Genomic DNA, 24,723 nt, shown 5'->3' with positions numbered 1-24,723 from the left:
CAAAACTAAAAGGATTGTCCCCTGTGCAATACAGAGTTCAATCCTTAGTAGCTGCTTAATATATTTGTCTAATTTTTTGGGTTCAGTTCATGTATAAGGGGCTTTTTTGCTTACTTCTATCAGTCGAGAAAATTATGTAATGAAAATGAATAATTAGGGGGGAAACTTCTAATTATTCATTTTCACTTTAAATGCTTTTCGAGCGATATCCTGCTGCACGATCTGCTTTTTGAAATTCGCGTTGATAGAGAACTTCTTGTGTACTAGATAATGTGTTTTTTGCTTTATCACGTTTCTTTTTATCCATTACAAATCACCTCGTGTCTTAAAGTTACTATTTATCGTTTCCAAAGACATGAGGGGATATACGCATATGGAAAATGTTAACGATTGATTATCATTTCAGAAAATTTAGATTACGCTTCTTTTAATTGATGAGCATCTTGGAAGGTTGTATCTCGCATTGTAGCAAGTGTGTATTGATCTTTTGGAATTTCATATAAGTTATACACTTCTTCGTTTGCGTTAATTTCATCATATACGGCTTTTCTTGTTTCGTTTGCTAGATTCACATATTGCAGTTTTTCTGCAGCTTTAATAGAACGAATATTTATTTTACGAATACGCATGAAAATTGTTTCAATATCTAATTCATAGAAAAGTTCACTAAAAAATGAATCTTTTGCCAATTTGTTATAGCCTTTTCCATGATATGGTTTGCCAAGCCATGTCCCGAGAAATCCAGCTTTTTCTTGCACATCAAATAAAGTGATTGTTCCGATAGGGTTACCCCATTCATCTAAAATTGTGCGTGAAATTAATTCACCACGCTCTTCAGCTTCAATCGTTTGTTTCGTTAAGAATAAATATTCTTCATAAGAATAAGCCTTTTGACGCACAAAAGGGAAGACAGCTGGATCCACCATTAACTCGTATAGAACGTGGCTGTCGTGTAAGTCGCGTTTTTTCAACATACTAACTCCTCCTCACACGAGGGTAGCATGACGAAAAAACACCCCACCCTCGAAATTTTTATATCAATCTTTAAAAAATTTCGGGGTGGGAATCGAACCCACTAGAACCAGTTTCTAACGCTGGTGGCGCACCATTTGCCTTCCCCATTCATCAATTTGAAAATGATAATCACGACACAAATTGATTATGGTTTCATTCAGTTTATAATCGTATAATACTTTATCTAGTCAAAAAAATAAACTAGTTTTTTTTATTTTTTTTGTAAATTATTTTTCCATCAATCATAGTTAGTACAGGCTTGGCTAAATAATGGAAAGGATGATGAGTCCATAGCACGAGATCGGCGTCTTTTCCAACCTCGATGCTTCCAATTCTATCCTCTAAACGCAAATTTCGTGCTGGGAATATGGTGATTCCTTCTAGTGCTGTTTTCTCGTCTAACCCTTCTCTTACTGCAACAGCAGCGCAAACATTTAAATATTGAATGGGTGTATAAGGATGATCTGTTGTGATAGAAACTTCCACACCATTTTTTGATAATATATGGTAAGTATCCCATGTTTTATTTTTTAGTTCGATTTTAGAACGGCGTGTCAGAGTGGGACCAACTGAAACCTTCAAATTGTGTTTTGAAAGTTCTTCAACAATAAAGTGTCCTTCTGTGCAATGTTCAATGCGTAAATCGAGATTGAATTCTGTTGCAAAGCGTAGAGCAGAACTAATATCATCTGCTCGGTGAGCGTGGATACGTACGGGTATTTCACGACGTAATGCTTTTAGAATAGGAAGCATTCGAAAATCAGCTTCGTGCCCGTAATGTTGTGCTTCATAGAATGATTCCCGAAGTAACCCCATAATCCCCATACGTGTAATGGATTCTTTTGTTCCATTACTATGGACTTTTTTAGGATTTTCTCCAAAGGCAATCTTTAAACCAGCAGGTTCTTGAATAATCATATGATCAATACAAGTTCCAGCTGTTTTTATTACACAAGTAGTACCCCCGATAATATTTTGACTGCCAGGCATAACGTGAACGGTTGTAATTCCGTTTTGTACAGCGTCTTGAAAGGCAATATCGAAAGGATGGATTCCATCTAAAGAACGAATATGTGGTGTTGAAACTTCAGATGTTTCATTGGCATCATTTCCAGCCCAACCAGTACCTTCATCATAGAGACCAAGGTGAGTATGGACATCAATAAAGCCAGGTAAGAGATGGAGTGCTCGTGCATCTATAACGGTCATATCTTGAGTAGGTGGAATAAAAGGTTTGACCTCGGTAATTCGCTCTCCTGTAACGAGTACATCTCCTTGAAACTTTTGAGATGTAATAGGGTATACAATGGCTTGTTTGAGCAATATTTTCATAGGTACCTCATTTCTGTTACTTTATAATGCTAATGGAAGTTAAGGGAAAGTAACTGAAAGGTTATTTGTGTGGTAATGCTTCGGATCCTAGAAAATGAAAGTTTTGAAAGAGCCCATGTAAAATTGTGTTTTAGAAGTACTACATTGTATGCGAAAGTATATTTTGTAATGCATGGTCTATTTCTGGAAATGTGTATTGGTATCCATGTTCAATTGCTTTAATGGGTAATACACGTTGCCCTTCTAGTACAAGTATGCTCATTTCACCTAATAAAGTTTGAATGATAAAAGAAGGTACAGGCAACCAATGGGGCTTTTTCATTATAGTTGCAATGGTTTCTCCAAATTCCTTCATTCTTATAGGTGTTGGTGCTGTCATATTAAGAGGACCATCAATTTCTTTTTTGTGTATGATGAAATCCATCATACGAACGACATCGTCTATATGAATCCATGATAACCATTGCTTCCCAGAACCAATGGTGCCGCCGATATAGAATTGATAGGGAAGTAGCATTTTTGGAAGAGCTCCTTCATTTGTACCTAATACAACTCCAAATCTTGCGTAGATTGTTCGTATTCCGAGAGAACGTGCTTTAGATGCTTCTTGTTCCCATGAATATACTGTATTTGCTAAAAAGTCAATTCCAGGAGTCTCATGCTGTTCTGTAAAAGACTCTATTTCAGACGTTCCATAGTATCCAATAGCACTTGCGTTAATAAATGTGTGTGGCTTTGTATGGAGTCCCTGCAATTGTTTAATGAGTCCTTTTGTTGTTTGAATTCTACTGTTTAAAATGGCTTTCTTTTGTTGCTTTGTCCATCTACTATTAATAGACTCTCCCGCTAGATTAATAACTACATCAATAGAAGAGAGGGGGAAGGTTTGTAAATCTGGTGTCCATTGAACATACTGAAGGTTAGGATCGGAAGTTTCAGTAGTTTTTTTTCGTGTGAGAATGTAAACAGTATATCCTTTTTGAATAAAAAAAGTAGAAAGGGATTTACCGATAAAGCCTGTACCACCAGAAATTGCGATTTTCACAAGTATTTCCTCCTCATTATATATATTCTTGAAAAGAAAAAATGTTCCTCGACTATGTTAAAATAATAGAGAGGTGAGAGTATGGCTGTCATTACAAAAATAGAAGTACAAAAACGATCGAAAGAACGATTTAATATTTATATTGATAAAGGTCAAGGCGAAGAGTACGGATTTAGTGTGGATCAAGTAATCTTAATAAAGCATGGATTACAAAAAGGCTTAGAAATTGATGAAATCGAGTTAGGAAATATTTTGTACAATGAAGAAGTGCAAAAAGCATATTTACAAGCAATCTCCTATTTATCCTATCAAATGAGAACAAAACAAGAAATAGAAGATTTTTTACGAAAAAAAGAAGCGGGACAGGCCATCATCTCTGAAGTCGTTTCGAAATTATTACATGACCGATATATTAATGATAAAGAGTATGCTGTTTTATATACGCGAACGCAAAGTAATGTGAATCGAAAAGGTCCAACTGTTATTAAAAGAGAGTTATTAAATAAAGGTGTTCAGGATTTAATTATTACACATAGTTTACAAGAATATCCGAAGGAAAAGCAAATTGAGAATGCCTTGTTTCTCATAGAGAAGAAGAAAAAATCTTATCAAAAACATTCTTTTTTACAAATGAAACTAAAGTTAGATGAGATGCTTGTTCGAAAAGGATATTCTAGAGAAGTAATTCAAATTTGTTTGGAAGAATTGAAAGACGAAAAAGATGACGAAAAGCAACAAGAAGCGTTACACTATCATGGGAATAAATATTATGAGAAATATAAGAAGCATGATGGATGGACATTTGAAAACAAGATGAAACAAGCGTTATATCGAAAAGGATTCTCTATTGATGAAATCGAGATATTTTTGCAAATGAAACGCGAAGAGGAATGAGGAGAATAAGATGAATATGCCAAAACGCTACAGTGAAATGACACCGCATGAGCTAAGAGAAGAAATTGGCGCTTTGAAGGAGCAAGCAGTAAAAGCGGAGCAGCTTGGGATTGTCAATGAATTTGATGTATTAATGAGAAAAATGGCAATGGCTCGTGCTTATATGACGGATATAAACAAATTCCGTATTGGTGAAACATATGAATTAGTAGAAGAACCTGGTGTATTATTTAAAATTACGTATTTCAATGGGGTATTTGCTTGGGGATATAAGCAAAATGATAATGAAGAGATTGGCATACCAATTTCCTTATTGCAAGAAAAATAAAAACCAGAGAGCATATATCTCTCTGGTTTTCATCTTTGGTAGGCGTTAAAGGAGATAGGAGATTCTAAAATTGGCGTTTTTTACATTCATTTGCCAATATAATGAGAGACTGGGTTTGTTGCGTCTGTCCGTTAACTTGCGCTTTCGCATGTTTTGGACGAGTCCACGTATGGTTAAATAATTCAGAACGACTATCTAAGCGATCACGGTAGCTCATCTTTATCACCTCGTGTAGGAAGTTAATTTAATTTGTACTACTCTTCCTGCTGATTTGCAGCACGCATACGTTCTTGTGGGTGCGTGTTAATTGTGCCGTTAGGTCGTTTCGAAGCGAAGCGTGATTTCGCTTTCGGTTGACCGTCGATTTTGCTGTTGTTTTTTGACTCAGACCAAAATTCGGCTTGTTTACCCATTACGAACGCCCTCCTCATTATCGGTTGATACCTCTTTAAGAAGTATCAATTATAGAATGTGCAAAATTGAAGAAACTATCCTTTAGAAATGAAGGGATAAATAGGTAAAAGGAGATTATAATATGAATGATATTTATGAAACATTAACGAAAGAATTATTAGACAAGAATGACAAGCTTTCTTACGCACAAGCTCGTGCGTGGGTTGAGTTACTATGGGAAGATTTTCAAACAACTTATGCAAAATCAGGTCGTTATCAAGGCGATGAAATGACGGAACAAGTGGTACGATCATGGATTAATAATCATGGTGTACGCCTTCATGAAATGCGTACAAATAATCCGAAGTATAGTCATTTAATTAATCAAGAAGATCATTTGAAACATTAAAAAAAGCGACTTAAGTCGCTTTTTTTAATGTGGAAGTAATTCCAGTTTTTTTCGAAGCTTTTCTTCACTAAAGATCCATCCTGTATAGGAACTAATAATATTTAAATTGTGGTCGAGCTGAACGATTGCAACAAATGGATAATAATCTTTACTTCGATATCGTAAATCAATGAATCGTACTTCATAATAATGGTCATGATCAAAAATATCCCAGCGATATACAGGAGAGAAAGATAGAAAGGCCGAGATGTTTTCATCTTGTTTAGCTGCTCGCATAATATTATTGTCTGGGAACGGTACCCGATCGAACTTATCATATATCATGATGTTACCACGGTGCCATCTCGCAACGTAGTAATAATCAGCCGTAACGATTGCTAAATGGTAATGGTAAAATCGGTAAGAAGGAGAAATGATAATCTTTTCGACATTTTTGAAACGTTTGTGTACAACGCTTCTTATATTTCTGTGCATCATAATCCGTCCGATATAGTAAACAATCATTAATATATATGCCGCTAAAGCTGTATATCCCTTATGAGAACCGACGAGCATGCAAGCAATTGCAAGTATATGGATAAAGAAAATTACGGTATCGAATGTATTAATCACGCCGAGTGCGACCCATTTTTTTGTGAAAGGCCGTAATGCTTGTGTACCATAGGCATTGAAAATATCTACAAAGACGTGAAGGAAGACAGCAATAAATGACCAAAGCAGTAGATGAAGATATGGAGCGTCTGAAAAGAAGGCGAAAGAGATGCCACTTATAAGGAATGACCAAAGAATTACCGCAGGAATAGAATGAGTAATCCCACGATGATTTCTTATATATTTAGCGTTATTACGCAATTTTAAAACTGTGTCAATGTCAGGAATGTTGGAACCAGCAATTGTAGCAAGCATAACAGCTTGGGGGCCAATATCACTTTGTGCTATGGCTGGATCTAATGTTGCTAAGCTACCTAAAGTGATACCCATAACAAGGTGAGTGGCTGTGTCCATAGAAATCCACCTCCGTTTTTTATTAATGTAACTCTTTTTATTCGATACCTCAAGTCCTTTGCCTTCTATTTCCTGTATCATCTTACTTAAATTTTTTCCTAAAATCTTTATAATAGTACTTATATGCAAAAAAATGAGGGGGATCAAGTTTGACACTTGAAATACTAAACAATTTTAATATAGAGCAGTTTCAAAATGATTTAATTGGTTGGTTTGAAGAAGAACAGCGCGACTTACCATGGAGAAAGAATAAAGATCCATACCGCGTTTGGGTTTCTGAAATTATGTTACAGCAAACAAGAGTAGAAGCTGTAAAACCATATTACGCAAATTTTATGGGGAAGTTTCCTACACTTGAAGCGTTAGCGAACGCAGATGATGAAGAAGTATTAAAAGCATGGGAAGGTTTAGGATATTATTCTAGAGCACGTAATTTACATGCGGCAGTAAAAGAGGTAAAAGAAGTATACGGCGGAGTTGTACCAAGTGATGTAAAGAAAATTGAAAAGTTAAAAGGAGTCGGACCATATACAAAAGGTGCTATTTTAAGTATCGCATATGGTATACCAGAGCCGGCAGTTGATGGAAATGTTATGCGTGTATTATCTCGTATTTTATCAGTATGGGATGATATTGCAAAACCAAAGACTCGAAAAGTTTTTGAAGAGATTGTGCGTGAAATTATTTCGATTGAAAATCCACCTTATTTTAATCAAGGTTTGATGGAATTAGGTGCACTAATTTGTATTCCGAAAAATCCAGCATGCTTACTTTGTCCTGTACGTGAACATTGCAGAGGATATGCTGAAGGTGTTCAAAAAGAATTACCAGTAAAAAGTAAAGCGAAAGCTCCTAAAATGGTACCTATTGTTGCAGGTGTACTTCAAACTGAAGACGGTCGTTACGTTATTAATAAACGTCCAAGTACAGGTTTGTTAGCTAACATGTGGGAGTTTCCGAATGTGGAACTTGGAGAAAGTATTCGAAATCAGAAGGAACAGCTTATAGATTATATGAAAGAAAAATTTGAGCTCGAGGTTTTTATTGATGAATACGCAATGAATGTACAACATACGTTTACACATCGTACTTGGGATATATTTGTATTTTACGGAAAAGTAACCGGTAATATTATTGATACAGATACATTAAAATTTGTATCAAAAGAGGTATTTGAGCAATTACCTTTCTCAAAATCACACCGTACTATTTATGAAAATTGTGTGGAGAAAATTACAATGCAATAAATAAAAAAGTGTTCCCAATCTAGGGAACACTTTTTTAATCGTAAGAAATTTTTGTCCCATGAGTCCAACTAGCTTCACCTTCTTGTAAGCCGCCTCTTGATTCGATTTCTACTACAATTTCTTTGTAAATACTTTGCCCTTCTACATTTAAATAAGGCAGAACCTGTTGTAGTGAGTGATGAAAATAAGCTAATTCATCTTCTTTCCATTCATTTTTTGAAATCATCGTTAGTTCAGTCATATCGCGTCCTATATACATATTTCCACCTCCATTTCTTATAGTTTGAATAAGTAACAAAAGATATATGCGGAAATTATTCAAAAGAAAATTACGGATAGCTTCTAAGTGAATTGGTTACATTATTGATTGTGGAGGTGAGAAAGATGAGTAAAAAACAACAAGGTTATAACAAAGCAACTTCTGGTGCTAGCATTCAAAGTACAAATGCTAGTTATGGTACAGAGTTTGCGACTGAAACAAATGTACAAGCAGTAAAACAAGCAAACGCACAATCAGAAGCAAAGAAAGCACAAGCTTCTGGTGCACAAAGTGCAAACGCTAGTTATGGTACAGAATTTGCAACTGAAACAGACGTGCATGCTGTAAAAAAACAAAATGCTAAGTCAGCTGCAAAACAATCACAATCTTCTAGCTCAAATCAGTAATGAAAGAAAAACACTTCTCTAATTCAGGAGAAGTGTTTTCTTTTTGCGTCGATCGTTGTAATGAAAAGAAATCGAACGACATAACTTCTAATAAGTCAACAAATGTAGTCAAAGGAGAAGGAAGTTAACAATTAGAATTATGTAATTAGGAATAATAACTGATGAATAAGTCCAAAAGGGGGTAAGTAATGAACGATTTTGATAAGTTGGTAGGGGAGCAATTAGAAACGATGGATGAGTTGTTAAAGTTACAAGCACATCTAGAGAAGTATCAACAAATTGAAATGAATGAAAAAGATACGTGCGATAAAAAAGAACTGCATTTTATCCGCCAGGAAATATATAGAACAGAAGTAGCGTTGAAGATGTTACATGAGAAATTTGAAGAACAAACGAATAGTGTAATTCAATCTTTTGCAACTGAAAAAATGATTTCAAATTTAGGGTAAGATATATTGTTATCTTCAGGTGAAAAGTCCTTCTTTGTATGGAAATAGAGAAGGGCTTTTTCTATTACATGTCCTCGCTTATAAATAATGCAGTACAATCCTTATCTCTTAAGAAGAGTTGGGGCATAGTATTCAACGATAAACCTCCTGCATATTCAGTTTGAAAAATAGAGTCTTATCCCTTTAGTTTTAAAATTTCGACAAAAAAGTTATAATAGAAAAAAAGTGAATGCCGTTCAAAGGGCATTTGCAGTTGAAAGAAGGGAGCATATATGGGATTTCCCAAAGAAGGAGAAAAAGTACAAATACATAGTTATAAACATAATGGCTCCATTCATAGAATGTGGGAAGAAACAACAATTTTAAAAGGGACACAGAGTCTTGTAATCGGAGCGAATGATCGTACAGTAGTTACAGAATCGGATGGCCGAACATGGATTACTCGTGAACCAGCAATTTGTTATTTTCATGCCAACTATTGGTTTAATGTGATTGGGATGCTTAGGGAAGATGGCGTATATTATTATTGTAATTTAAGCTCACCTTTTGCGTATGATCCTGAAGCATTAAAGTATATTGATTATGATTTAGATATTAAAGTATATCCAGATATGACATATACGCTTCTAGATGAAGATGAGTATGAAAAACATAGTCAAATTATGCAGTATCCACCTGTTATTGATACAATTTTAAAACGAAATGTAGCACATTTAACACAGTGGATTCATCAAAGAAAAGGTCCATTTGCACCAGATTTCGTAGATATGTGGTATGAACGATATTTAATGTACAGAAATTAAAACAAACCTGCAGGGGGCTTCCCGGCAGGTTTGTCCTATTAGAGGGGGGATTATGTGCAAGGCATAAAAAGATATTTACAATTTGTTAAACCATATCGATGGCTTATTGCTATTACAATTATTATTGGACTAGTTAAGTTCGGTATCCCACTTATTATGCCGTGGTTATTAAAGTATATTATCGATGATGTAATTCAAGGCGCGGGCTCACTTCAAGATAAAACATCTCAATTAATAACAGCGATTGGAATTGCTTTTTTTATTTTTGCGGTATTAAGACCACCGATTGAATATTATCGTCAATATTTCGCCCAACGTATCGCAAATACAATACTGTATGATTTGCGGAAGCATATTTTCGGTCACTTACAAAAGTTAAGTTTACGTTATTACTCCAATACAAAAACAGGGGAGATTATTTCGCGTGTCATCCATGATGTAGAACAAACGAAGGATTTTGTAATTACTGGTTTGATGAACGTCTGGTTAGATACTGCAACAATTGCTATTGCTATCATTGTTATGTTTTCTATGAATATAAAATTAACATTTGTTGCGTTATTGATTTTACCTATTTATGTAATTGCAGTGAAATATTTTTTCGGACGTCTTCGGAAATTGACGAAAGAGCGTTCACAAGCATTAGCGACGATGCAAGGGTATTTGCATGAACGTATTCAAGGAATGCAAGTGACACGTAGCTTTGCGTTAGAAGAGTATGAGGGGAAGCAGTTTGAAAAAAGAAATAATGAATTTTTAACGAAAGCATTAACCCATACAAGTTGGACGGCAAGAACATTTTCGGCAGTAAATACGTTAACCGATTTAGGTCCGTTACTTGTGATTGGTTTTGCAGCATATGAAGTAATTCAAGGGCAGTTAACGCTAGGAACGATGGTAGCTTTTGTTGGATATATGGATAGTTTATATAGTCCGCTTCGCCGCCTTGTTAATTCATCTACAACATTAACACAATCTTTTGCATCGATGGACCGTGTGTTTGAACTGTTAGATGAAAAATACGATATTGTTAATGTACCAAATGCGGTACAAACGAAAAAATTAAATGGAGAAATTGTATTTGACAATGTTTCTTTTCGTTATAATGCAGATGAAAAAGAGATATTACACAACTTGTCATTAACTATGCAGCCTGGAGAGAAAGTAGCGCTTGTAGGAGCGAGTGGGGGAGGAAAGTCATCTCTTGCTAGTTTGATCCCGCGTTTCTATGATGTTTCTGAAGGCGCGGTTTATGTAGATGGCATAGATGTAAGAAAGTACAATATGAGAAATTTGCGTAGTCATATTGGAATTGTACTGCAGGATAATTTATTGTTTAGCGATACAATTGGAGCTAATATTTTATATGGAAATCCGAAAGCTACAGAGAAAGAAGTGATTGCAGCTGCCAAAGCTGCGCAAATTCATGATTTTATTATAGACTTACCAGATGGTTATAATACTGTCGTTGGAGAACGTGGTGTGAAGCTATCAGGCGGGCAAAGACAACGCGTGGCAATTGCACGAGTGTTTCTAAAGAATCCGTCGGTACTTATATTAGATGAAGCAACTTCAGCATTAGATTTAGAAAATGAAAGGTATATTCAAGAGGCGCTTCAGACGTTAGCTGCTGACCGGACAACGATTATAATCGCACATCGATTAGCGACGATTACGCATGTTGATACGATTATTTACATTGAAGACGGTGAGATTAAAGAGACTGGTTCTCATGAAGAGTTAATGCGAAAAAGAGGATTTTATTACAATTTATATCAACTTCAACATATAACAGAAACAGCTCCTTTAGCATAAAAGGAGCTGTTTTTTTATTCGTCTTCTTTTTTATCATCGATTTGGAGTTCTTTTTCTGGTTTATGATATGTGTAGAAGCTATCTACAAGCAAATCTAAATGCTCTACTTCTTCACTATAGTTAATGATGGAAGAAATAAGAGGAAAGAGATGTAACCATGTTTTATATGCTTCTTCATCGTCTTTATTTTGATATTCCATAAAGATATCAATTAATTCTTGTTTACCTGTTTCAACTTCATCAAGCATTTCAACTGATTGTTGTTTTTTTGCTTTACCAATAAATTTTAATAAAACTTGTTCATGATAATGCGTTAATGAGTCAAGTTCGTTTTGGATAGATTCCTGAAATTCTTCTGGCATATAGCGCAGTTCATTTTCAGTACGGTGTAATGATTTTAACGTACTTAAAGCACGGCTTGTTGTCGCTAACATTTGTCTGAATAAAACGAGCTTACGAATTTTTGCGAACTTTACTTTTTTCGTATAGCTTCTTTCTTCTTTATACAGCAAATAGTAATGATTTAGTTTGATCATTTTTTCTTTCATACGATCAATATCAGTTTTTAGCGTTGTAAAATCAGAAGCCTGCCTGCTATTCATTCGAATCCATTTTACAATTTCTTCTGTATTATCAACGATACGATGATAAAGTTTTGTTTCATATTTTGGCGGCATAAATACTAAATTTACAAGTGAAGCCGCAATAATACCAATCATAATCGTCGCAAATCGAAGTAAGGCAAAACTAAAGAAATCTTCGCCTTGATACTCCATAATGGCGATAACTGTTACTAAAGCAATTGATATTGTGTTTTCTAATCGTAATTGTAATGTAAGAGCAATTACTAATATACATGTTAATCCAATAATAAAAGGATTATGTCCAAAAGCAGTAGCAAATGCGATAGCAAATATCGCACCAATTACATTTGCTTGAATTTGTTCAAGTGCTGTTAAATAAGAACGGTATACAGACGGTTGAACAGCAAAGATAGCTGAAATTCCCGCAAATACCGGACTCGGTAATTGAAGTAAAATACAATTAAATAAAGCTAACGTGATGGCAATACCCGTTTTTAAAATGCGAGCACCAAGTTTCATACCCTTAATAAGATCCTTTCTCTTGTCATAATGAATGTACAACATGATACTATACATTCATTACAATATGTTAGCAAGTGATATTTTAGTGACGTTAAAAGAAATTAGTCTTCATTTTATCCCGCTAATTGTGAGTAGTAAGATTACTGCCTCAAAAATCAGAAGCTAGATGCCGGTAAACGCTCGATTGGTGTAGGCTAATTAAAGTTTCACTTTATAATTTTTCCTAATTCCTTTTAAACATCAGTTTTTAGTAAAAAAACCTGCTGAATTTCAGCAGGTCTCAAATTGTTATTATAGATTACTATGAGAAGCGTACTTCGTCAATTTTTTCTTAATAATGAAAATTACTCATTTTACTCTGTTGAGATAGATGGGTCTGCCTGTTCTTTTTTCGGGATAATCTCAAAAAACTGGTTCTGTATATCATCTAATAATGCTGTTAATAAAGCAACTTCCTCATATTGCTCATGTTCGTTTAGTACACGAATATAGTCTAGCAATAATTCAGTTACATCTTTCAAACCATTTTTACTAATTGGTTGTAATGTAACATTTGCCCCTTTTGCAATTCTTCTTTTTAAGGCCTGTTCTGTTAGGCCTAAGTTTGAATCATGACGCAAATAAACAACACCGCCAGTCATGCCAGCGCAAATCCATGGACCAGGGTCACCTAAAACAAGCGCTCGCCCATTTGTCATATATTCAAAAGCAAAACCTTTAATATTGGAGTATGCCCCTATATTTCCTTGCTCTTTTTCACGGAGTGGTTTTGTTATTCTACCTCCAATTATCATGTCTGCCCCAGAAAGGCGAATGCCAGCGCGAGCATCAGCGTTCCCTTGCACGTATAGTGCCCCTTTTTGTGCACCATATCCAAATCCTTTTCCGACAGAACCGTTATAATATACTCCGTCTTTTCCTTTTGATTTCGTTATATAAATCCCACCACCAAAGGAAGTTTTACCAATGCCATCTTGTGCGCCGCCATTTACGTGTATAAATAAATTTTCACTATTGTAAGCGCCTAACCCATTTCCGGGAATAGAACCATTCGTATGCTTTAATGTAAGTGGTTCAAGTTGAGTAGCTTCATATAGTTTACTGCGAACGCGATAACATGATTCTAGACCACCCATAACTCGTTGCTCTACACCAACGCCTACTAATTCTTTTGAGTCAGCGGAATGAACTGTCTTAAATTGTTTTTCTGGTACACCATCTGTTGTTGTAACAGATGGATGTTCTATTATTTGTAATAAATTACGTAAGTTTAATAAATTTTCGCCTCGAACTTGCTCTAATAAATCAGAACGCCCAACAATTGCTTGTAAATTTGTACACCCAAGCTGTCCTGTTAATCGTTTTAGTTCTATACCGAAAGAGGTGAATAAATTTAGCAGGCCAGTAACTGCGCTTTCTAATTCGCGTGGGACGAAGCGGCGTAACCCATGTTCCTTTGCTTGAGCTTCAGACTCGATTTGTGTCGCAATTCCGACATGGCAAGTATCTAGATGACACCCACGGCAAGTAGTGCAGCCGATTGCAATCATTGATAGTGTGCCAAATCCAATACGGTTTGCTCCGAGAAGCATGATTTTCAAGGCATCATTTACACTTCGAATACCACCATCTGCCCAAATCTCTACTTTATGTCTCATGCTCGCTTCTAATAAAGCGTTGTGAGCGGCTTTAACACCAATTTCTACAGGAAGACCTACATGTTGCAAGGCGTGAATACGTGCAGCACCTGTTCCGCCATCGAATCCGCTAATGTTAATAAAATCAGCACCAGCTTTGGCGATACCGACAGCAATTGTTCCGATATTAGGAACGACAGGGACTTTCACGGCTACTTTGGCAAGTTGATTAGCTGTTTTAATTTCCGTAATCATTTGAGCTAAATCTTCAATTGAATAAATATCATGGTTATTAGAAGGTGAAATTAAATCTGAGCCAATTGTCGCATTACGTGCTTCAGCGATTTTGGCTGTTACTTTTGAACCAGGTAAATGCCCACCTTCCCCAGGCTTTGCGCCTTGACCGATTTTGATTTCAATTAAGTTCGATGAGTTTAGTAGTTCGGCATTTACTCCAAATCGCCCAGATGCCACTTGTTGTCCACGTGTATGTGGATATTTTCCAATCATATCTTTAATTTCGCCGCCTTCACCGTTCAAGCTAATCATATTTAGCTGATCGGCCGCTTCTGCATATGCGTGAAAGGCAATTTCGTTTTGAGAACCAAATGACATAGAACTAATAATAAATGGAAAATCATGGTTTTTAATGCCGATAGATACTTCTTCAGTTGGAACGACATGTTTTGTTTGTTTCGTTTGAACAAGGTGTCTGATTGCGATGGGATTATTCTCTTCTAGTTCACTTAACTTGTCACGGTAATCATCATAAGAATTTCCTTTTGCAACATCGCCGATTGCTTTCCAAATTCGCGGGAATATATGAAATGATTTTCGCATTCTAATTTTAGGATTGTTATAATCATCCGCTCGCATTTTTGCATCTTCAGTAAGTGATTCAAGTGAAAAAGCTAAATCATTTGAACCGAAGAAATTTGTAATCTGTAATATATTTGCAATTTCTTCATGTAACCCAATAGATGAATAGAGACGTCCGTAACCACGTAACTCATGAATTCCAATTGTTGAAATGACTTTTTCTAATCCTTTATTAAGTGCATTATACAGATTCGTAATTGGTGTTTTTGTTCCGTCATTTACAGTCGCGAATAATAAATATGGATTAATACCATCTGCTCCTAATCCATATAGCGTGACAATGTCATGTAAGGAGCGAAGGGCACCAGAACGTATAACGAGAGAACAATTGCGGCGTAATTTATTTTCACTTAATGCTTGATGTACTTTAGCAGTAACTAAATGTGGATCAATCCACAATCGCTCATTTAGATGGGCTTTTGCGTCATCTAATACTAGTAGGGAAGCACCATTGTTAACAGCAGCTATCGCTTCAGAACTAATGCGGCTTAATGCACATTGTAGAGTTTCTGACGAGCTGAATGTAGCAGAGATTGTGGCGATAGAGTTATGAGTTTTAAATAGCTCTATGAGTTGTTCGTACGTAATTGTGTGTAATTCCTCTGCAATAGGTTGTGCCACGCTTCCTTCTAAAATAATTGGTGAAAGCATTTCAACTACAAATGGCCGTTTTGCGCCGCTTAATAAACTTGGACGCTCTCCAAGTACAGTACGTGTAGAGAAGTGTTCAATTTCACGGTCACGGTCAATTGCAGGGTTTGTAACAACAGCTACACTTTCTTTAATAAAGTCAGCGATATTTCGTCTATCAGTATCAAGTGCGGCAAGTGGTGAGTCATGCCCAAGTGAGCGTATTGGCTCAACGCCTTTTGTTGCCATCTGTTCAAGAAGTTGAATATGTTCTCGGTCCCATCCGAAAGCGACGTATTGTTTCGTTTCAACTTGAACAGAATCACATAGCCCTTGGATTTTTTTCGTTTCAGGGATAGATAAATTTAAATGGTAATTGGTAGTATCAATTCGCTTTTTAAAACGGTTATATACTTGGATTTGATATTTGTCATATTCATAAAGAACAAGTTCATCTTGTTCATTCCATTTTAATCCGACTTTTTCTCCAGGAGCGAGTGGTTTTGGTTCTGCTACATATTTAGTTGGTGATACAACTCCAGGTTCAGAAGAGAAAATATAAGAGCTCTCTGTCTCTACTTTCCATACTGGGCGTAATCCAAGGGAATCAACGCTGAAAACAGCTTCATCTTTAAAACGGGAAATGATGCCAGCTGGTCCTTGGGCAAAATGTCCCCATGCTTCACGTATATACGTATATAAATCTTGTAAAGGTGTTTCATAAAGTTTAATTTCATTAATAATTGGTGGGAATAGAATTTCCATTGCTTCAAATAAGCTGTAGTTGTATTGAACAAGTAGGGTTTCTAAGGTGCGGTTTAAATCTTGAGAGTCACTGCCTCCTGCAGTAAGTGGTACATCAATCATTTCGGCTTGATCGCGTAATTTCGCAATTGTGTTAATTTCACCATTATGTCCGAGAATGCTAAATGGTTGTACACGAAAAAAATTAGATAATGTATTAGTAGAGTAGCGGTTATGTCCTAATGTCATAGTTGAAGCGATAAGCGGATGTTGTAAATCATTATAGTAGGCAACAAGCGTATCACCAGCACCTAGAACTTTATATATAACATGATCACGACTTAATGAAGCAACATGAATTGCTTCGTTTTCCTCTATTTTTATTGTGACAGAAAATAATGTTTGCTCAATATTTGTAATTTCGTTTTCTGCGATAAGGGCAACTTGCCAAAATAAAGGTTCTTCTTGTTTACCAAGTGGACCGAGCGCATCTGAGTTTGTTACATCATCACTTTCGAAAATGATAGTAAAGTTTTTGTTGTTTAACTTTGTACGAATATAATCTTTTAAGGCAGTAATGTCTTCTTTTTTATTTAGAAAAAAATGTCCAACGATAAAGTGGGGATGATCCACAATCGTTGGATTATATCCGCTACTTTTTAGTTTTTCATTCCAAAGCGTTTTTGGTACATCAATGTGAATGCCGATGCCATCGCCCTCGCCCTCGCCATTAATGAAACCAGCTCTATGATTCATTTTGACGAGTGATTGTATGCAAAGGTCAATGTTTTCTTTTGTAGCAATTTTTCGTTTCTCCATAACGGAAACGATTCCACACGCATCATGTTCTGCATTTCTATAATCTCGAAATAAAGACGGTGTCCATGTATTTTTTTTATTGAGCATCCGTCAATCCCCACTCTTGTAAAAGTTAGAATAATCTTACTATTTAAGGTGCGAATCACCTTGTACACAGAGATAGTAATGCTGTAAAAGAATATAAAACAGATAATTATACTATTAATACGGAATTTATGAAATAGAAAAAAGGAAAAAAGAAAGGTGAGCTTTCTTTTTTCCTTTTAATGACGGGATTATTTATTGTCTGCTAGGGCAGCAAATGCTCTGCCGACAGCTTCGATTGTATATTCAATATCTTCTTTTGTATGTTCTGTAGTTAAGAACCATGCCTCGTATTTAGAAGGTGCTAAGTTAACTCCTTCTTGAAGCATAAGCTTGAAGAATTTACCGAACATTTCACCGTCTGTATCTTGTGCGGCATCGTAATCTTCAATTGTGTTTGTTGTGAAGTATACAGTTAAAGCCCCTTTTAGACGGTTTAATGTAATGTCGATATTATGTTTCGCTGCTTGCTCTAAAATTCCTTTTTCAAGCATTGCACCAAGTTCATCTAATTTCTCATAAAGCCCTGCTTGTTGAAGTACTTCTAGACAAGCGATACCTGATGCCATAGAAGCAGGGTTTCCTGCCATTGTACCAGCTTGGTATGCAGGTCCAAGCGGAGCAACTTGTTCCATAATTTCTTTCTTACCACCGTAAGCACCGATTGGTAAGCCGCCGCCAATAACTTTACCAAGCGCTGTTAAGTCAGGTGTCACACCAAGTAAGTCTTGAGCACCACCGTACATAAAGCGGAAAGCAGTAATAACTTCATCATAAATTACTAGTGCGCCAGCTTCGTGAACAAGTTCATTCACTTTTTCAAGGAATCCTGGTTTAGGCTCTACAATACCGAAGTTTCCAACGATTGGTTCTACAAGGATAGCTGCTACTTCATGACCCCATTTATCTAAAGCCTCTTTTAAAGTTTCTACATTATTAAATGGAACGGTAATAACTTCTTGTGCAATACTTTGTGGTACGCCAGCTGAGTCAGGAGTTCCTAAAGTAGAAGGACCAGATCCAGCTGCCACAAGTACTAAATCAGAATGACCGTGGTAACAACCAGCGAATTTCATGATTTTTGTGCGACCTGTATAAGCACGAGCAACACGAATCGTTGTCATCACTGCTTCTGTACCAGAGTTTACGAAACGGACTTTATCTAATGCAGGCATTGCTTCTTTTAACATTTTTGCGAATTTTACCTCTAGCGCTGTTGGTGTTCCATAAAGTACCCCATTTTCAGCAGCTGTTGTAATTGCTTTTGTTATATGCGGATGAGCATGTCCAGTAATAATAGGACCGTATGCTGCTAAATAATCGATATATTTATTTCCGTCTACATCCCAGAAATAAGCGCCTTTCCCACGTTCCATAGCAACAGGAGCGCCGCCGCCAACTGCTTTAAAAGAACGAGAAGGACTATTAACACCGCCAACGATATGCTCTAAAGCTTCTTTATGTAATGCTTCTGACTTTGTGAATTTCACTACAATTCATCTCCTTACAAAAATCTATGTATTATTCTAACATGTTTTTCGAAAAGACGTATTGTTTGTGATAGCGCAGGCAGTTGGGTAAACTATTCGTTGTGACATTTAGGAGGGGGGTCCGATTATGAAATCGGTAATTGAGGTACAAGGGTTACGTAAAGAGTTTACAGCCTATTCAAGTCGTCCGGGCTTAAAGGGTGCATTTCGCGATTTATTAAATCGTAATTATAAAATAGTACCAGCAGTAAATGATGTATCTTTTACTGTAAAGCAAGGTGAAATGGTTGGTTATATCGGTGAGAACGGTGCTGGTAAATCAACAACAATTAAAATGCTTACGGGGATTTTAACTCCGACATCAGGGCAAATCACAGTAAATGGAATGAACCCACATAAACAAAGAGAAGAATTTGTAAGAACAATTGGTGTTGTTTTTGGACAGCGTTCGCAACTTTGGTGGGATATTGCAGTACAAGAATCGTTTCGTTTATTAAAGAAAGTGTACGGTGTATCAGACGCTCAGTATAAGGAGCATATGGAGCACGTAATTGAAACGTTAGATATAGGGCCTTTATTAGATAAACCAGTTCGAAAATTATCTCTTGGTCAAAGGATGCGTTGTGAATTAGCGGCAGCCTTAATTCATAATCCACCGTTATTATTTTTAGATGAGCCAACAATTGGGTTAGATGTACTTGTGAAATTGAAAATACGTGAATTTTTAAAAGAAATGAATGAACGTTATAAAACAACAATTTTATTAACAACACACGATATTACTGATATTGAAGCTTTATGTGAGCGCGTTATCATGCTGGATGAAGGGAATATTATGTATGACGGTTCTTTAAGTAATCTTCGTACGCAGTGGGGAGCAGAGAAGGAAATTCACTTTCAGTTTGTTGCACCAGTTTCCTATCAGGATTTATCAATGGTTATGCCAGATAATCATGTCGTTTGGTCGAAAGCGAAAGAGGAAAATGCATGGGTTGCAAAAATTCCGAATGAAGAAGTTATTATTTCAATGCTTATTTCTAAAGTAGTACAAGCATTTCAAATTAAAGATTTAAAAATTAACGAAGTGTCTACAGAGGAAATTATTCGTAACATTTATGAAGAAGGTATTACGCATGGGTAAGTATATTGAAATGATTCGAATTCGCTCTTTAATGATGCTTGCGTATCGTACAAATTACTATAGCGGGATTTTAATTTATACGATTAATATCGGTGCTTACTATTTTTTATGGCAAGCAATTTATAGCGGAAAAGAGAATATTGAAAGTTTATCTATTTCGCAAATGACCACGTATATCGCAATCGCGTGGATGGCACGTGCCTTCTATTTTAATAATATAGATAGGGAAATTGCGATGGAGATTCAAGAAGGACGTGTGGCTGTAGAATTAATTCGTCCGTATAACTATTTGGGAATGAAAGTTATGCAAGGTCTTGGCGAGGGAATATTCCGTTTTGCCTTCTTTTCCATTCCAGGCATGGTTATCGTTACGTTATTATTTTCGTTGCAAATTACAACGAATTTTCAAACTTGGTTATATTTCTTCTTATCTTTAATATTTAGCTTTATTATTAATACACAAATTAATTTAATGACGGGAATGCTTACGTTTTTCCTATTTAATAATAGTGGGATTATGTATGCAAAACGCGTTGTTATTGATTTATTTTCAGGTCTATTATTACCAATTAGTTTTTATCCGTTATGGGCCCAAAAAGCAATGATGTTTTTACCATTTCAGGCTATTAGTTATATTCCAAGTATGATTTTTTCTGAAGGTATACAGGGGAGTAAGTTGTATGAGGCTTTAGTATTTCAAGTGATTTGGGCGATTGTACTTATTATTCCAATTGTACTCATGTGGAGAACGGCGAGAAAACGTCTAATTGTACAAGGGGGATGATGAGATGCTATATATAAACTTATTTTTACAATATGCAAGTCAATATATAAAAACGAAATTGGAGTATCGAGGCGATTTTATCGTTGGTTTACTTTCTGATTTATCGCTTCAAGCAGTTAATTTAATATTTATTCTCGTTGTATTTGGGCATACACAAGCATTGAAGGGATGGAGTCGAGAAGAGGTAATCTTTATTTATGGTTTCTTTTTAGTGCCATTTGCCATCTTTTCAGCTTTCTTTAATATATGGGATTTTAATGATCGATACATTATTAAAGGGGAGATGGATCGTGTATTAACGCGACCGATCCATAGCCTATTTCAAATTATATTAGAAAGAATGGAACTTGAATCTTTAATTGGAGCTATTACAGGGATTGTTGTAATGGGGTATGCAGCTGTGGAGTTACAATTATCTTTTTACTGGTATGATTTCTTCTTATTTATATTGATGGTAGGAGGAGCACTTGTATATGGAGGGATATTTGTTACGTTGGCGAGCCTTGGTTTTTGGTCGGATGCGAAAAGTTCAATTATGCCTCTTATGTATAACATAGGTAATTACGGGCGCTATCCTGTTAATATTTATAATCGTGTAATTCGTTTCATTTTAACGTTTGTTTTACCGTTTGCATTTGTTGGAGTATATCCAGCGGCATACTTTTTAAGAAAAACAGAATGGAATAGTTATGCATTTGCGACGCCAATTGTTGGTGTTATCTGTTTTACGATTGCAATCACCCTCTGGAACCAAGGGGTAAAAAGGTATCGTGGCGCGGGTAATTAATTATAGAAGCTTGTTCGTTTCTAAGGGATAAATCAGTTCTCCACCTCATACATATAAAATGAGGTGGAGGACATGTTATGGGGATTTATTCTATTAATTGCAGCAATCGCTATTTTGAAAAGTGTCCAATTATTATGGAGTTCCTATTCGGATTCAACGCGTTTTTTTTCGCTCTATAATTTGGCCACATTATTTTTAATCTATACAACAGTACTAATCGCATTTGGATTAAGTTACGTTGTATTAGAGGAAATGGGTTTCGCAGTTTTGAAAGAGGACGGAGAAAGTTTGAACGCTCATTCTTTTCAACTCGTCGAAGTTTGTTTATATTTTAGCGCAGTTACTTTATTGTCTGTTGGATATGGTGACATATCTCCGATTGGAATTGGGCGATGGATTGCAATCGCAGAAGCGCTAATTGGATATACACTCCCTTTTGCTTTTGTGATGAGGTCTGTAATAGACAATGAAAAATAAGGAAGCATTTGTTATAGTAAAGGAAAAGAGTAGGAGTGATAACTATGATTACAGTAGGAGAAATGGCACCAGAATTCACATTAGAGGGAAGTAACGGAGAAGAAGTTCGCCTAGCTGATTTCCGCGGTAAAAATGTAGTTCTCTATTTTTATCCGAAAGATATGACGCCAGGATGTACAACTGAAGCATGTGATTTTCGTGATGCGTATGGAGTATTTCAAGAGAAGGATACGGTTATTCTTGGAGTAAGTCCTGATTCAGCGAATAGACATTTGAAATTCATTGAGAAACATGAATTGCCATTTACACTTTTAGTAGATGAAGATCATAAAGTAGCGGAGTTATACGATGTTTGGAAGTTAAAAAAGAACTTTGGGAAAGAGTATATGGGAATCGAGCGTTCTACATTCCTTATTAATAAAGACGGTGAACTTGTAAAAGAGTGGCGTAAAGTGAAAGTGAAAGGACATATTGAGGATGTTCTTTCTTATATAAAATAAATCTACATTGGAGATAAAATATGCAGAAACAAGGCAAGTGTCTATACATATTTTACTCCCTTACATAAAGTGGAAGTGTAGGGCATACCTCCTCAGATGATAGTATTCCAAGTGCGATTATGTCGCACTTTTTTCTATGGAATATATGAAGAAAAAAGGGAAAGATACATAAAAACAAGTCCTGAATATAAAAATAAACTACATACTTATAGTAGAAATATTGACGATTTATAAGAAAAGGAGTACACTCTTTATAAGAATTATAAAATAATAATCCGTATAGAATCGGGGTGCATGACGGTGGTCAAAGAAGAATTAAAAGAAGCGCTAGAAATGCTGAAAAATACGGGTGTACGCATTACTCCACAGCGTCATGCTATTTTAGAGTACCTTGTGGAATCAATGACGCACCCAACAGCGGATGATATTTATAAAGCATTAGAAGGTAAGTTTCCAAATATGAGTGTTGCAACTGTCTATAATAACTTACGTGTGTTTAAAGAGGTTGGACTTGTAAAGGAATTAACTTATGGAGACGCTTCAAGTAGATTTGATTATGTTACAAGTCAACATCATCATGTGATTTGCGAAAAATGTGGTAAGATTGTTGATTTTCCTTATGGAGGCTTGGAAAAGCTGGAAGAGGAAGCTGCGAAAACGACAGGCTTCGTTATCAATAGTCATCGCTTAGAAATTTATGGCGTTTGTCCAGAGTGTCATAAGGCGTAATATATAATAAAGAAAGAGGCTGACGGCTATACGTCAGCCTCTTTCTTTATTATATAAGGATTAGAGTGAGGCTAATCGGGATTTACAGTGCTAAGTTAGTAAGAAGGGTTAGATAAAAGTTTGTCGAATTTACTTTGTATTGGTGGAAATGAATTCTGGGAGGGGACATTTTGAAGAAATATGAGATTAAAAATAACATTCCAACATTGGAAGAATATAAATATTTATGTGATTCTGTGGGATGGACTAACTATATGAACTTTGAGGTGGCGGAAATATCACTTCAAAATTCGATTTACTGTATAACAGTCAAGGATAATAATCAAATCATCGGCATGGGGAGAATTGTTGGTGATGGGGCTATCTATTTCTATATTCAAGATATAGTGGTTCATCCAGAGTATCAAAAGAATGGTATTGGAAAGAAAATAATGAATACTTTAGTAGAATACTTAAATCAGAATGCTCCAGATAAAGCATTCATTGGTTTGTTTGCGTCGCAAGGTAAAACATCATTCTACGAAAAATATGATTTTAAAGATTATTCGCCTAATATGACAGGGATGTTTACTGTTATTTCGAAAAAATAGGTGTAATAAATTTAATAAAACAATTAAAAAGTTGATTTTTTAAGAAATCAACTTTTTAATGAGTTGAAACATTTGTAGTGTTGCAAATTCGTATTTCCCTTGATACTTATGATTTATAACTCTTCTTATTATACTTTTCATCAAATTCTTTTCCTTCTAGATCTCGATCTAGTGTTAAAGGTTGATTGCAGTGCATACATGCATCGACACGGCCGAGCATTTTTGTTGGCTTATCACAGCTTGGGCAAATAATTTGGATAGTCTTAGTAGATAACATACCAATCCAAAAGTAAACGACAGTGCTAGCAATAACAGCTAAAAAGCCAACCATCATAAACGTTGTCATAATAATAATGTTTTCGCGGAAAAAGACACCTAAGTATGCAATGAAGAGGCCGATAAATACTAAACTTAATGCAAAGGTCCGGATTTTATTGATTTTGTTTGAATACTTAATGCTCATTCTCACCACGCTCCTATACTAATAATATAACATAAAATTTAGAATTTTCACTCTCGTGTAAATTGATAAAGGGATAAGATATGAAATGAATAGGAGGGGAGCCATGAAGAATGAATGGACGCTATAATGATTTTTACAGCGGTTTTTAAGTTTTTAACGGGATGTGAAATTTTTTTATAAAAAGTATTGACCATGTATATACTGCATGATATATTAATAACCGTCGCTGATGCGGAAACGCAGAAAACGACAAAAAAGAAATAAAAAACTTAGTTGACATTGAAAAATGAAGATGTTAACATAAGGAAGTCGCGAATGAGCGACTAAGTAGTTCTTTGAAAACTGAACGAAACAAACAACGTGAAACGTCATTTTTTATTTTAGATGCTAGACAAACTAACTTTATTGGAGAGTTTGATCCTGGCTCAGGATGAACGCTGGCGGCGTGCCTAATACATGCAAG

At 35.7% G+C, this 24,723-nt stretch carries 27 protein-coding genes and 1 rRNA gene; 16 read left to right on the top strand and 12 right to left on the bottom strand.

Features of this window, described 5'->3' with window-relative positions:
* Nucleotides 1–187: 187 nt before the first annotated feature.
* The 4 genes from MR169_RS25755 to MR169_RS25740 all read right to left on the bottom strand — a co-directional run bounded on the left by MR169_RS25755 (nucleotide 188) and on the right by MR169_RS25740 (nucleotide 3,391).
* Nucleotides 188–307 (bottom strand): YfhE family protein, encoded by a 120-nt coding sequence (locus tag MR169_RS25755; protein WP_000358482.1) that lies wholly within the window; start codon nucleotides 305–307, stop codon nucleotides 188–190.
* 109 nt (nucleotides 308–416) lie between these two features.
* The gene (locus tag MR169_RS25750) at nucleotides 417–974 is read right to left on the bottom strand and encodes a GNAT family N-acetyltransferase (protein WP_000914737.1); all 558 of its coding nucleotides are present in this window, start codon (nucleotides 972–974) and stop codon (nucleotides 417–419) included.
* 241 nt (nucleotides 975–1,215) lie between these two features.
* Nucleotides 1,216–2,346 (bottom strand): amidohydrolase, encoded by a 1,131-nt coding sequence (locus MR169_RS25745; protein ID WP_000698314.1) that lies wholly within the window; start codon nucleotides 2,344–2,346, stop codon nucleotides 1,216–1,218.
* 139 nt (nucleotides 2,347–2,485) lie between these two features.
* Nucleotides 2,486–3,391 (bottom strand): TIGR01777 family oxidoreductase, encoded by a 906-nt coding sequence (locus tag MR169_RS25740; protein WP_044795655.1) that lies wholly within the window; start codon nucleotides 3,389–3,391, stop codon nucleotides 2,486–2,488.
* Between the two features lie 81 nt (nucleotides 3,392–3,472).
* On the opposite strand from MR169_RS25740, the gene recX reads away from it, so the two are divergent.
* Together recX and MR169_RS25730 are read left to right on the top strand one after the other, a co-directional pair.
* On the top strand, nucleotides 3,473–4,285 hold the full coding sequence (recX, locus tag MR169_RS25735; RefSeq protein ID WP_000268500.1) for a recombination regulator RecX: 813 nt from the start codon (nucleotides 3,473–3,475) through the stop codon (nucleotides 4,283–4,285).
* Nucleotides 4,286–4,295: 10 nt separating this feature from the next.
* A complete protein-coding gene (locus MR169_RS25730; RefSeq protein WP_001057024.1) occupies nucleotides 4,296–4,613 on the top strand; it encodes a YfhH family protein in 318 nt (105 codons plus the stop codon).
* A 64-nt stretch (nucleotides 4,614–4,677) separates the two neighbouring features.
* On the opposite strand, the gene MR169_RS25725 is transcribed toward MR169_RS25730, so the two are convergent.
* Both MR169_RS25725 and MR169_RS25720 read right to left on the bottom strand, forming a co-directional pair.
* Nucleotides 4,678–4,830: a YpzG family protein gene (locus MR169_RS25725; protein ID WP_000122093.1), complete on the bottom strand. Its 153-nt coding sequence runs from the start codon at nucleotides 4,828–4,830 to the stop codon at nucleotides 4,678–4,680.
* 37 nt (nucleotides 4,831–4,867) lie between these two features.
* Entirely contained in the window at nucleotides 4,868–5,026 is a 159-nt protein-coding gene (locus tag MR169_RS25720; protein WP_000517891.1) for a small, acid-soluble spore protein K, read from the bottom strand.
* Between the two features lie 122 nt (nucleotides 5,027–5,148).
* Between MR169_RS25720 and MR169_RS25715 the strand changes: the two genes are divergently transcribed.
* On the top strand, nucleotides 5,149–5,415 hold the full coding sequence (locus MR169_RS25715; protein ID WP_000998166.1) for a YfhJ family protein: 267 nt from the start codon (nucleotides 5,149–5,151) through the stop codon (nucleotides 5,413–5,415).
* Nucleotides 5,416–5,439: 24 nt separating this feature from the next.
* Here the strand turns inward: MR169_RS25715 and MR169_RS25710 are convergent, their stop codons facing one another.
* Complete coding sequence (locus tag MR169_RS25710) at nucleotides 5,440–6,420, bottom strand: metal-dependent hydrolase (protein WP_000379106.1); 981 nt, start codon at nucleotides 6,418–6,420, stop codon at nucleotides 5,440–5,442.
* A 149-nt stretch (nucleotides 6,421–6,569) separates the two neighbouring features.
* Between MR169_RS25710 and mutY the strand changes: the two genes are divergently transcribed.
* Nucleotides 6,570–7,667 (top strand): A/G-specific adenine glycosylase, encoded by a 1,098-nt coding sequence (mutY, locus tag MR169_RS25705; RefSeq protein WP_242320254.1) that lies wholly within the window; start codon nucleotides 6,570–6,572, stop codon nucleotides 7,665–7,667.
* 34 nt (nucleotides 7,668–7,701) lie between these two features.
* Here mutY and MR169_RS25700 read toward each other — a convergent pair whose 3' ends face one another.
* On the bottom strand, nucleotides 7,702–7,926 hold the full coding sequence (locus MR169_RS25700; protein ID WP_000275436.1) for a hypothetical protein: 225 nt from the start codon (nucleotides 7,924–7,926) through the stop codon (nucleotides 7,702–7,704).
* Nucleotides 7,927–8,051: 125 nt separating this feature from the next.
* On the opposite strand from MR169_RS25700, the gene MR169_RS25695 reads away from it, so the two are divergent.
* The 4 genes from MR169_RS25695 to MR169_RS25680 all read left to right on the top strand — a co-directional run bounded on the left by MR169_RS25695 (nucleotide 8,052) and on the right by MR169_RS25680 (nucleotide 11,400).
* Entirely contained in the window at nucleotides 8,052–8,333 is a 282-nt protein-coding gene (locus MR169_RS25695) for a gamma-type small acid-soluble spore protein (RefSeq protein ID WP_000039035.1), read from the top strand.
* Nucleotides 8,334–8,521: 188 nt separating this feature from the next.
* Nucleotides 8,522–8,782, top strand: coding sequence for a YgaB family protein (locus tag MR169_RS25690; protein WP_000997575.1), 261 nt, complete (start codon nucleotides 8,522–8,524; stop codon nucleotides 8,780–8,782).
* Between the two features lie 272 nt (nucleotides 8,783–9,054).
* Entirely contained in the window at nucleotides 9,055–9,585 is a 531-nt protein-coding gene (gene ntdP / locus MR169_RS25685; protein WP_000506624.1) for a nucleoside tri-diphosphate phosphatase, read from the top strand.
* Nucleotides 9,586–9,639: 54 nt separating this feature from the next.
* Nucleotides 9,640–11,400, top strand: a complete 1,761-nt coding sequence (locus MR169_RS25680; RefSeq protein WP_001161595.1) for an ABC transporter ATP-binding protein — start codon at nucleotides 9,640–9,642, stop codon at nucleotides 11,398–11,400.
* A gap of 14 nt (nucleotides 11,401–11,414) precedes the next feature.
* On the opposite strand, the gene MR169_RS25675 is transcribed toward MR169_RS25680, so the two are convergent.
* The 3 genes from MR169_RS25675 to hemL all read right to left on the bottom strand — a co-directional run bounded on the left by MR169_RS25675 (nucleotide 11,415) and on the right by hemL (nucleotide 18,789).
* Nucleotides 11,415–12,503: an aromatic acid exporter family protein gene (locus MR169_RS25675; protein ID WP_242320253.1), complete on the bottom strand. Its 1,089-nt coding sequence runs from the start codon at nucleotides 12,501–12,503 to the stop codon at nucleotides 11,415–11,417.
* 356 nt (nucleotides 12,504–12,859) lie between these two features.
* The gene (locus MR169_RS25670) at nucleotides 12,860–17,302 is read right to left on the bottom strand and encodes a glutamate synthase-related protein (RefSeq protein ID WP_242320252.1); all 4,443 of its coding nucleotides are present in this window, start codon (nucleotides 17,300–17,302) and stop codon (nucleotides 12,860–12,862) included.
* Nucleotides 17,303–17,490: 188 nt separating this feature from the next.
* Nucleotides 17,491–18,789, bottom strand: a complete 1,299-nt coding sequence (hemL, locus tag MR169_RS25665; protein ID WP_000673236.1) for a glutamate-1-semialdehyde-2,1-aminomutase — start codon at nucleotides 18,787–18,789, stop codon at nucleotides 17,491–17,493.
* Between the two features lie 127 nt (nucleotides 18,790–18,916).
* On the opposite strand from hemL, the gene MR169_RS25660 reads away from it, so the two are divergent.
* The 7 genes from MR169_RS25660 (at nucleotide 18,917) to MR169_RS25630 (ending at nucleotide 23,797) form a co-directional block, all read left to right on the top strand.
* Complete coding sequence (locus MR169_RS25660; protein WP_000843659.1) at nucleotides 18,917–19,930, top strand: ABC transporter ATP-binding protein; 1,014 nt, start codon at nucleotides 18,917–18,919, stop codon at nucleotides 19,928–19,930.
* The gene (locus tag MR169_RS25655) at nucleotides 19,923–20,714 is read left to right on the top strand and encodes an ABC transporter permease (RefSeq protein WP_242320251.1); all 792 of its coding nucleotides are present in this window, start codon (nucleotides 19,923–19,925) and stop codon (nucleotides 20,712–20,714) included. Before MR169_RS25660 ends, MR169_RS25655 begins: the two co-directional genes overlap by 8 nt.
* 4 nt (nucleotides 20,715–20,718) lie before the next feature.
* On the top strand, nucleotides 20,719–21,501 hold the full coding sequence (locus tag MR169_RS25650; protein WP_048538460.1) for an ABC transporter permease: 783 nt from the start codon (nucleotides 20,719–20,721) through the stop codon (nucleotides 21,499–21,501).
* A gap of 72 nt (nucleotides 21,502–21,573) precedes the next feature.
* Nucleotides 21,574–21,978: a potassium channel family protein gene (locus MR169_RS25645; protein ID WP_000964343.1), complete on the top strand. Its 405-nt coding sequence runs from the start codon at nucleotides 21,574–21,576 to the stop codon at nucleotides 21,976–21,978.
* Between the two features lie 44 nt (nucleotides 21,979–22,022).
* Nucleotides 22,023–22,478 (top strand): thioredoxin-dependent thiol peroxidase, encoded by a 456-nt coding sequence (gene bcp, locus MR169_RS25640; protein WP_000633710.1) that lies wholly within the window; start codon nucleotides 22,023–22,025, stop codon nucleotides 22,476–22,478.
* 300 nt (nucleotides 22,479–22,778) lie between these two features.
* Complete coding sequence (gene perR, locus MR169_RS25635) at nucleotides 22,779–23,207, top strand: peroxide-responsive transcriptional repressor PerR (RefSeq protein ID WP_242320250.1); 429 nt, start codon at nucleotides 22,779–22,781, stop codon at nucleotides 23,205–23,207.
* Between the two features lie 170 nt (nucleotides 23,208–23,377).
* The gene (locus MR169_RS25630) at nucleotides 23,378–23,797 is read left to right on the top strand and encodes a GNAT family N-acetyltransferase (RefSeq protein WP_000759738.1); all 420 of its coding nucleotides are present in this window, start codon (nucleotides 23,378–23,380) and stop codon (nucleotides 23,795–23,797) included.
* A 106-nt stretch (nucleotides 23,798–23,903) separates the two neighbouring features.
* On the opposite strand, the gene MR169_RS25625 is transcribed toward MR169_RS25630, so the two are convergent.
* On the bottom strand, nucleotides 23,904–24,260 hold the full coding sequence (locus MR169_RS25625; RefSeq protein WP_000025058.1) for a YgzB family protein: 357 nt from the start codon (nucleotides 24,258–24,260) through the stop codon (nucleotides 23,904–23,906).
* Nucleotides 24,261–24,662: 402 nt separating this feature from the next.
* Here MR169_RS25625 and MR169_RS25620 point away from each other — a divergent pair.
* Nucleotides 24,663–24,723, top strand: a 16S ribosomal RNA gene (locus MR169_RS25620); the annotation flags it as partial.

Source organism: Bacillus cereus group sp. BfR-BA-01349 (assembly GCF_022663795.1).
Taxonomy (GTDB): Bacteria; Bacillota; Bacilli; order Bacillales; family Bacillaceae_G; genus Bacillus_A; species Bacillus_A cereus.
This window is presented reverse-complemented; position numbering and strand designations above follow the sequence as displayed.

Bases quoted from the DNA above. Each gene is read 5' to 3' on its own strand.
- MR169_RS25755 (WP_000358482.1), bottom strand. From the start codon at position 307: ATGGATAAAAAGAAACGTGATAAAGCAAAAAACACATTATCTAGTACA.
- MR169_RS25750 (WP_000914737.1), bottom strand. From the start codon at position 974: ATGTTGAAAAAACGCGACTTACACGACAGCCACGTTCTATACGAGTTA.
- MR169_RS25745 (WP_000698314.1), bottom strand. From the start codon at position 2,346: ATGAAAATATTGCTCAAACAAGCCATTGTATACCCTATTACATCTCAA.
- recX (WP_000268500.1), top strand. From the start codon at position 3,473: ATGGCTGTCATTACAAAAATAGAAGTACAAAAACGATCGAAAGAACGA.
- MR169_RS25730 (WP_001057024.1), top strand. From the start codon at position 4,296: ATGAATATGCCAAAACGCTACAGTGAAATGACACCGCATGAGCTAAGA.
- MR169_RS25725 (WP_000122093.1), bottom strand. From the start codon at position 4,830: ATGAGCTACCGTGATCGCTTAGATAGTCGTTCTGAATTATTTAACCAT.
- MR169_RS25720 (WP_000517891.1), bottom strand. From the start codon at position 5,026: ATGGGTAAACAAGCCGAATTTTGGTCTGAGTCAAAAAACAACAGCAAA.
- MR169_RS25715 (WP_000998166.1), top strand. From the start codon at position 5,149: ATGAATGATATTTATGAAACATTAACGAAAGAATTATTAGACAAGAAT.
- MR169_RS25710 (WP_000379106.1), bottom strand. From the start codon at position 6,420: ATGGACACAGCCACTCACCTTGTTATGGGTATCACTTTAGGTAGCTTA.
- MR169_RS25700 (WP_000275436.1), bottom strand. From the start codon at position 7,926: ATGTATATAGGACGCGATATGACTGAACTAACGATGATTTCAAAAAAT.
- MR169_RS25695 (WP_000039035.1), top strand. From the start codon at position 8,052: ATGAGTAAAAAACAACAAGGTTATAACAAAGCAACTTCTGGTGCTAGC.
- MR169_RS25690 (WP_000997575.1), top strand. From the start codon at position 8,522: ATGAACGATTTTGATAAGTTGGTAGGGGAGCAATTAGAAACGATGGAT.
- ntdP (WP_000506624.1), top strand. From the start codon at position 9,055: ATGGGATTTCCCAAAGAAGGAGAAAAAGTACAAATACATAGTTATAAA.
- MR169_RS25675 (WP_242320253.1), bottom strand. From the start codon at position 12,503: ATGAAACTTGGTGCTCGCATTTTAAAAACGGGTATTGCCATCACGTTA.
- MR169_RS25670 (WP_242320252.1), bottom strand. From the start codon at position 17,302: ATGCTCAATAAAAAAAATACATGGACACCGTCTTTATTTCGAGATTAT.
- MR169_RS25660 (WP_000843659.1), top strand. From the start codon at position 18,917: ATGAAATCGGTAATTGAGGTACAAGGGTTACGTAAAGAGTTTACAGCC.
- MR169_RS25655 (WP_242320251.1), top strand. From the start codon at position 19,923: ATGGGTAAGTATATTGAAATGATTCGAATTCGCTCTTTAATGATGCTT.
- MR169_RS25650 (WP_048538460.1), top strand. From the start codon at position 20,719: ATGCTATATATAAACTTATTTTTACAATATGCAAGTCAATATATAAAA.
- MR169_RS25645 (WP_000964343.1), top strand. From the start codon at position 21,574: ATGTTATGGGGATTTATTCTATTAATTGCAGCAATCGCTATTTTGAAA.
- bcp (WP_000633710.1), top strand. From the start codon at position 22,023: ATGATTACAGTAGGAGAAATGGCACCAGAATTCACATTAGAGGGAAGT.
- MR169_RS25625 (WP_000025058.1), bottom strand. From the start codon at position 24,260: ATGAGCATTAAGTATTCAAACAAAATCAATAAAATCCGGACCTTTGCA.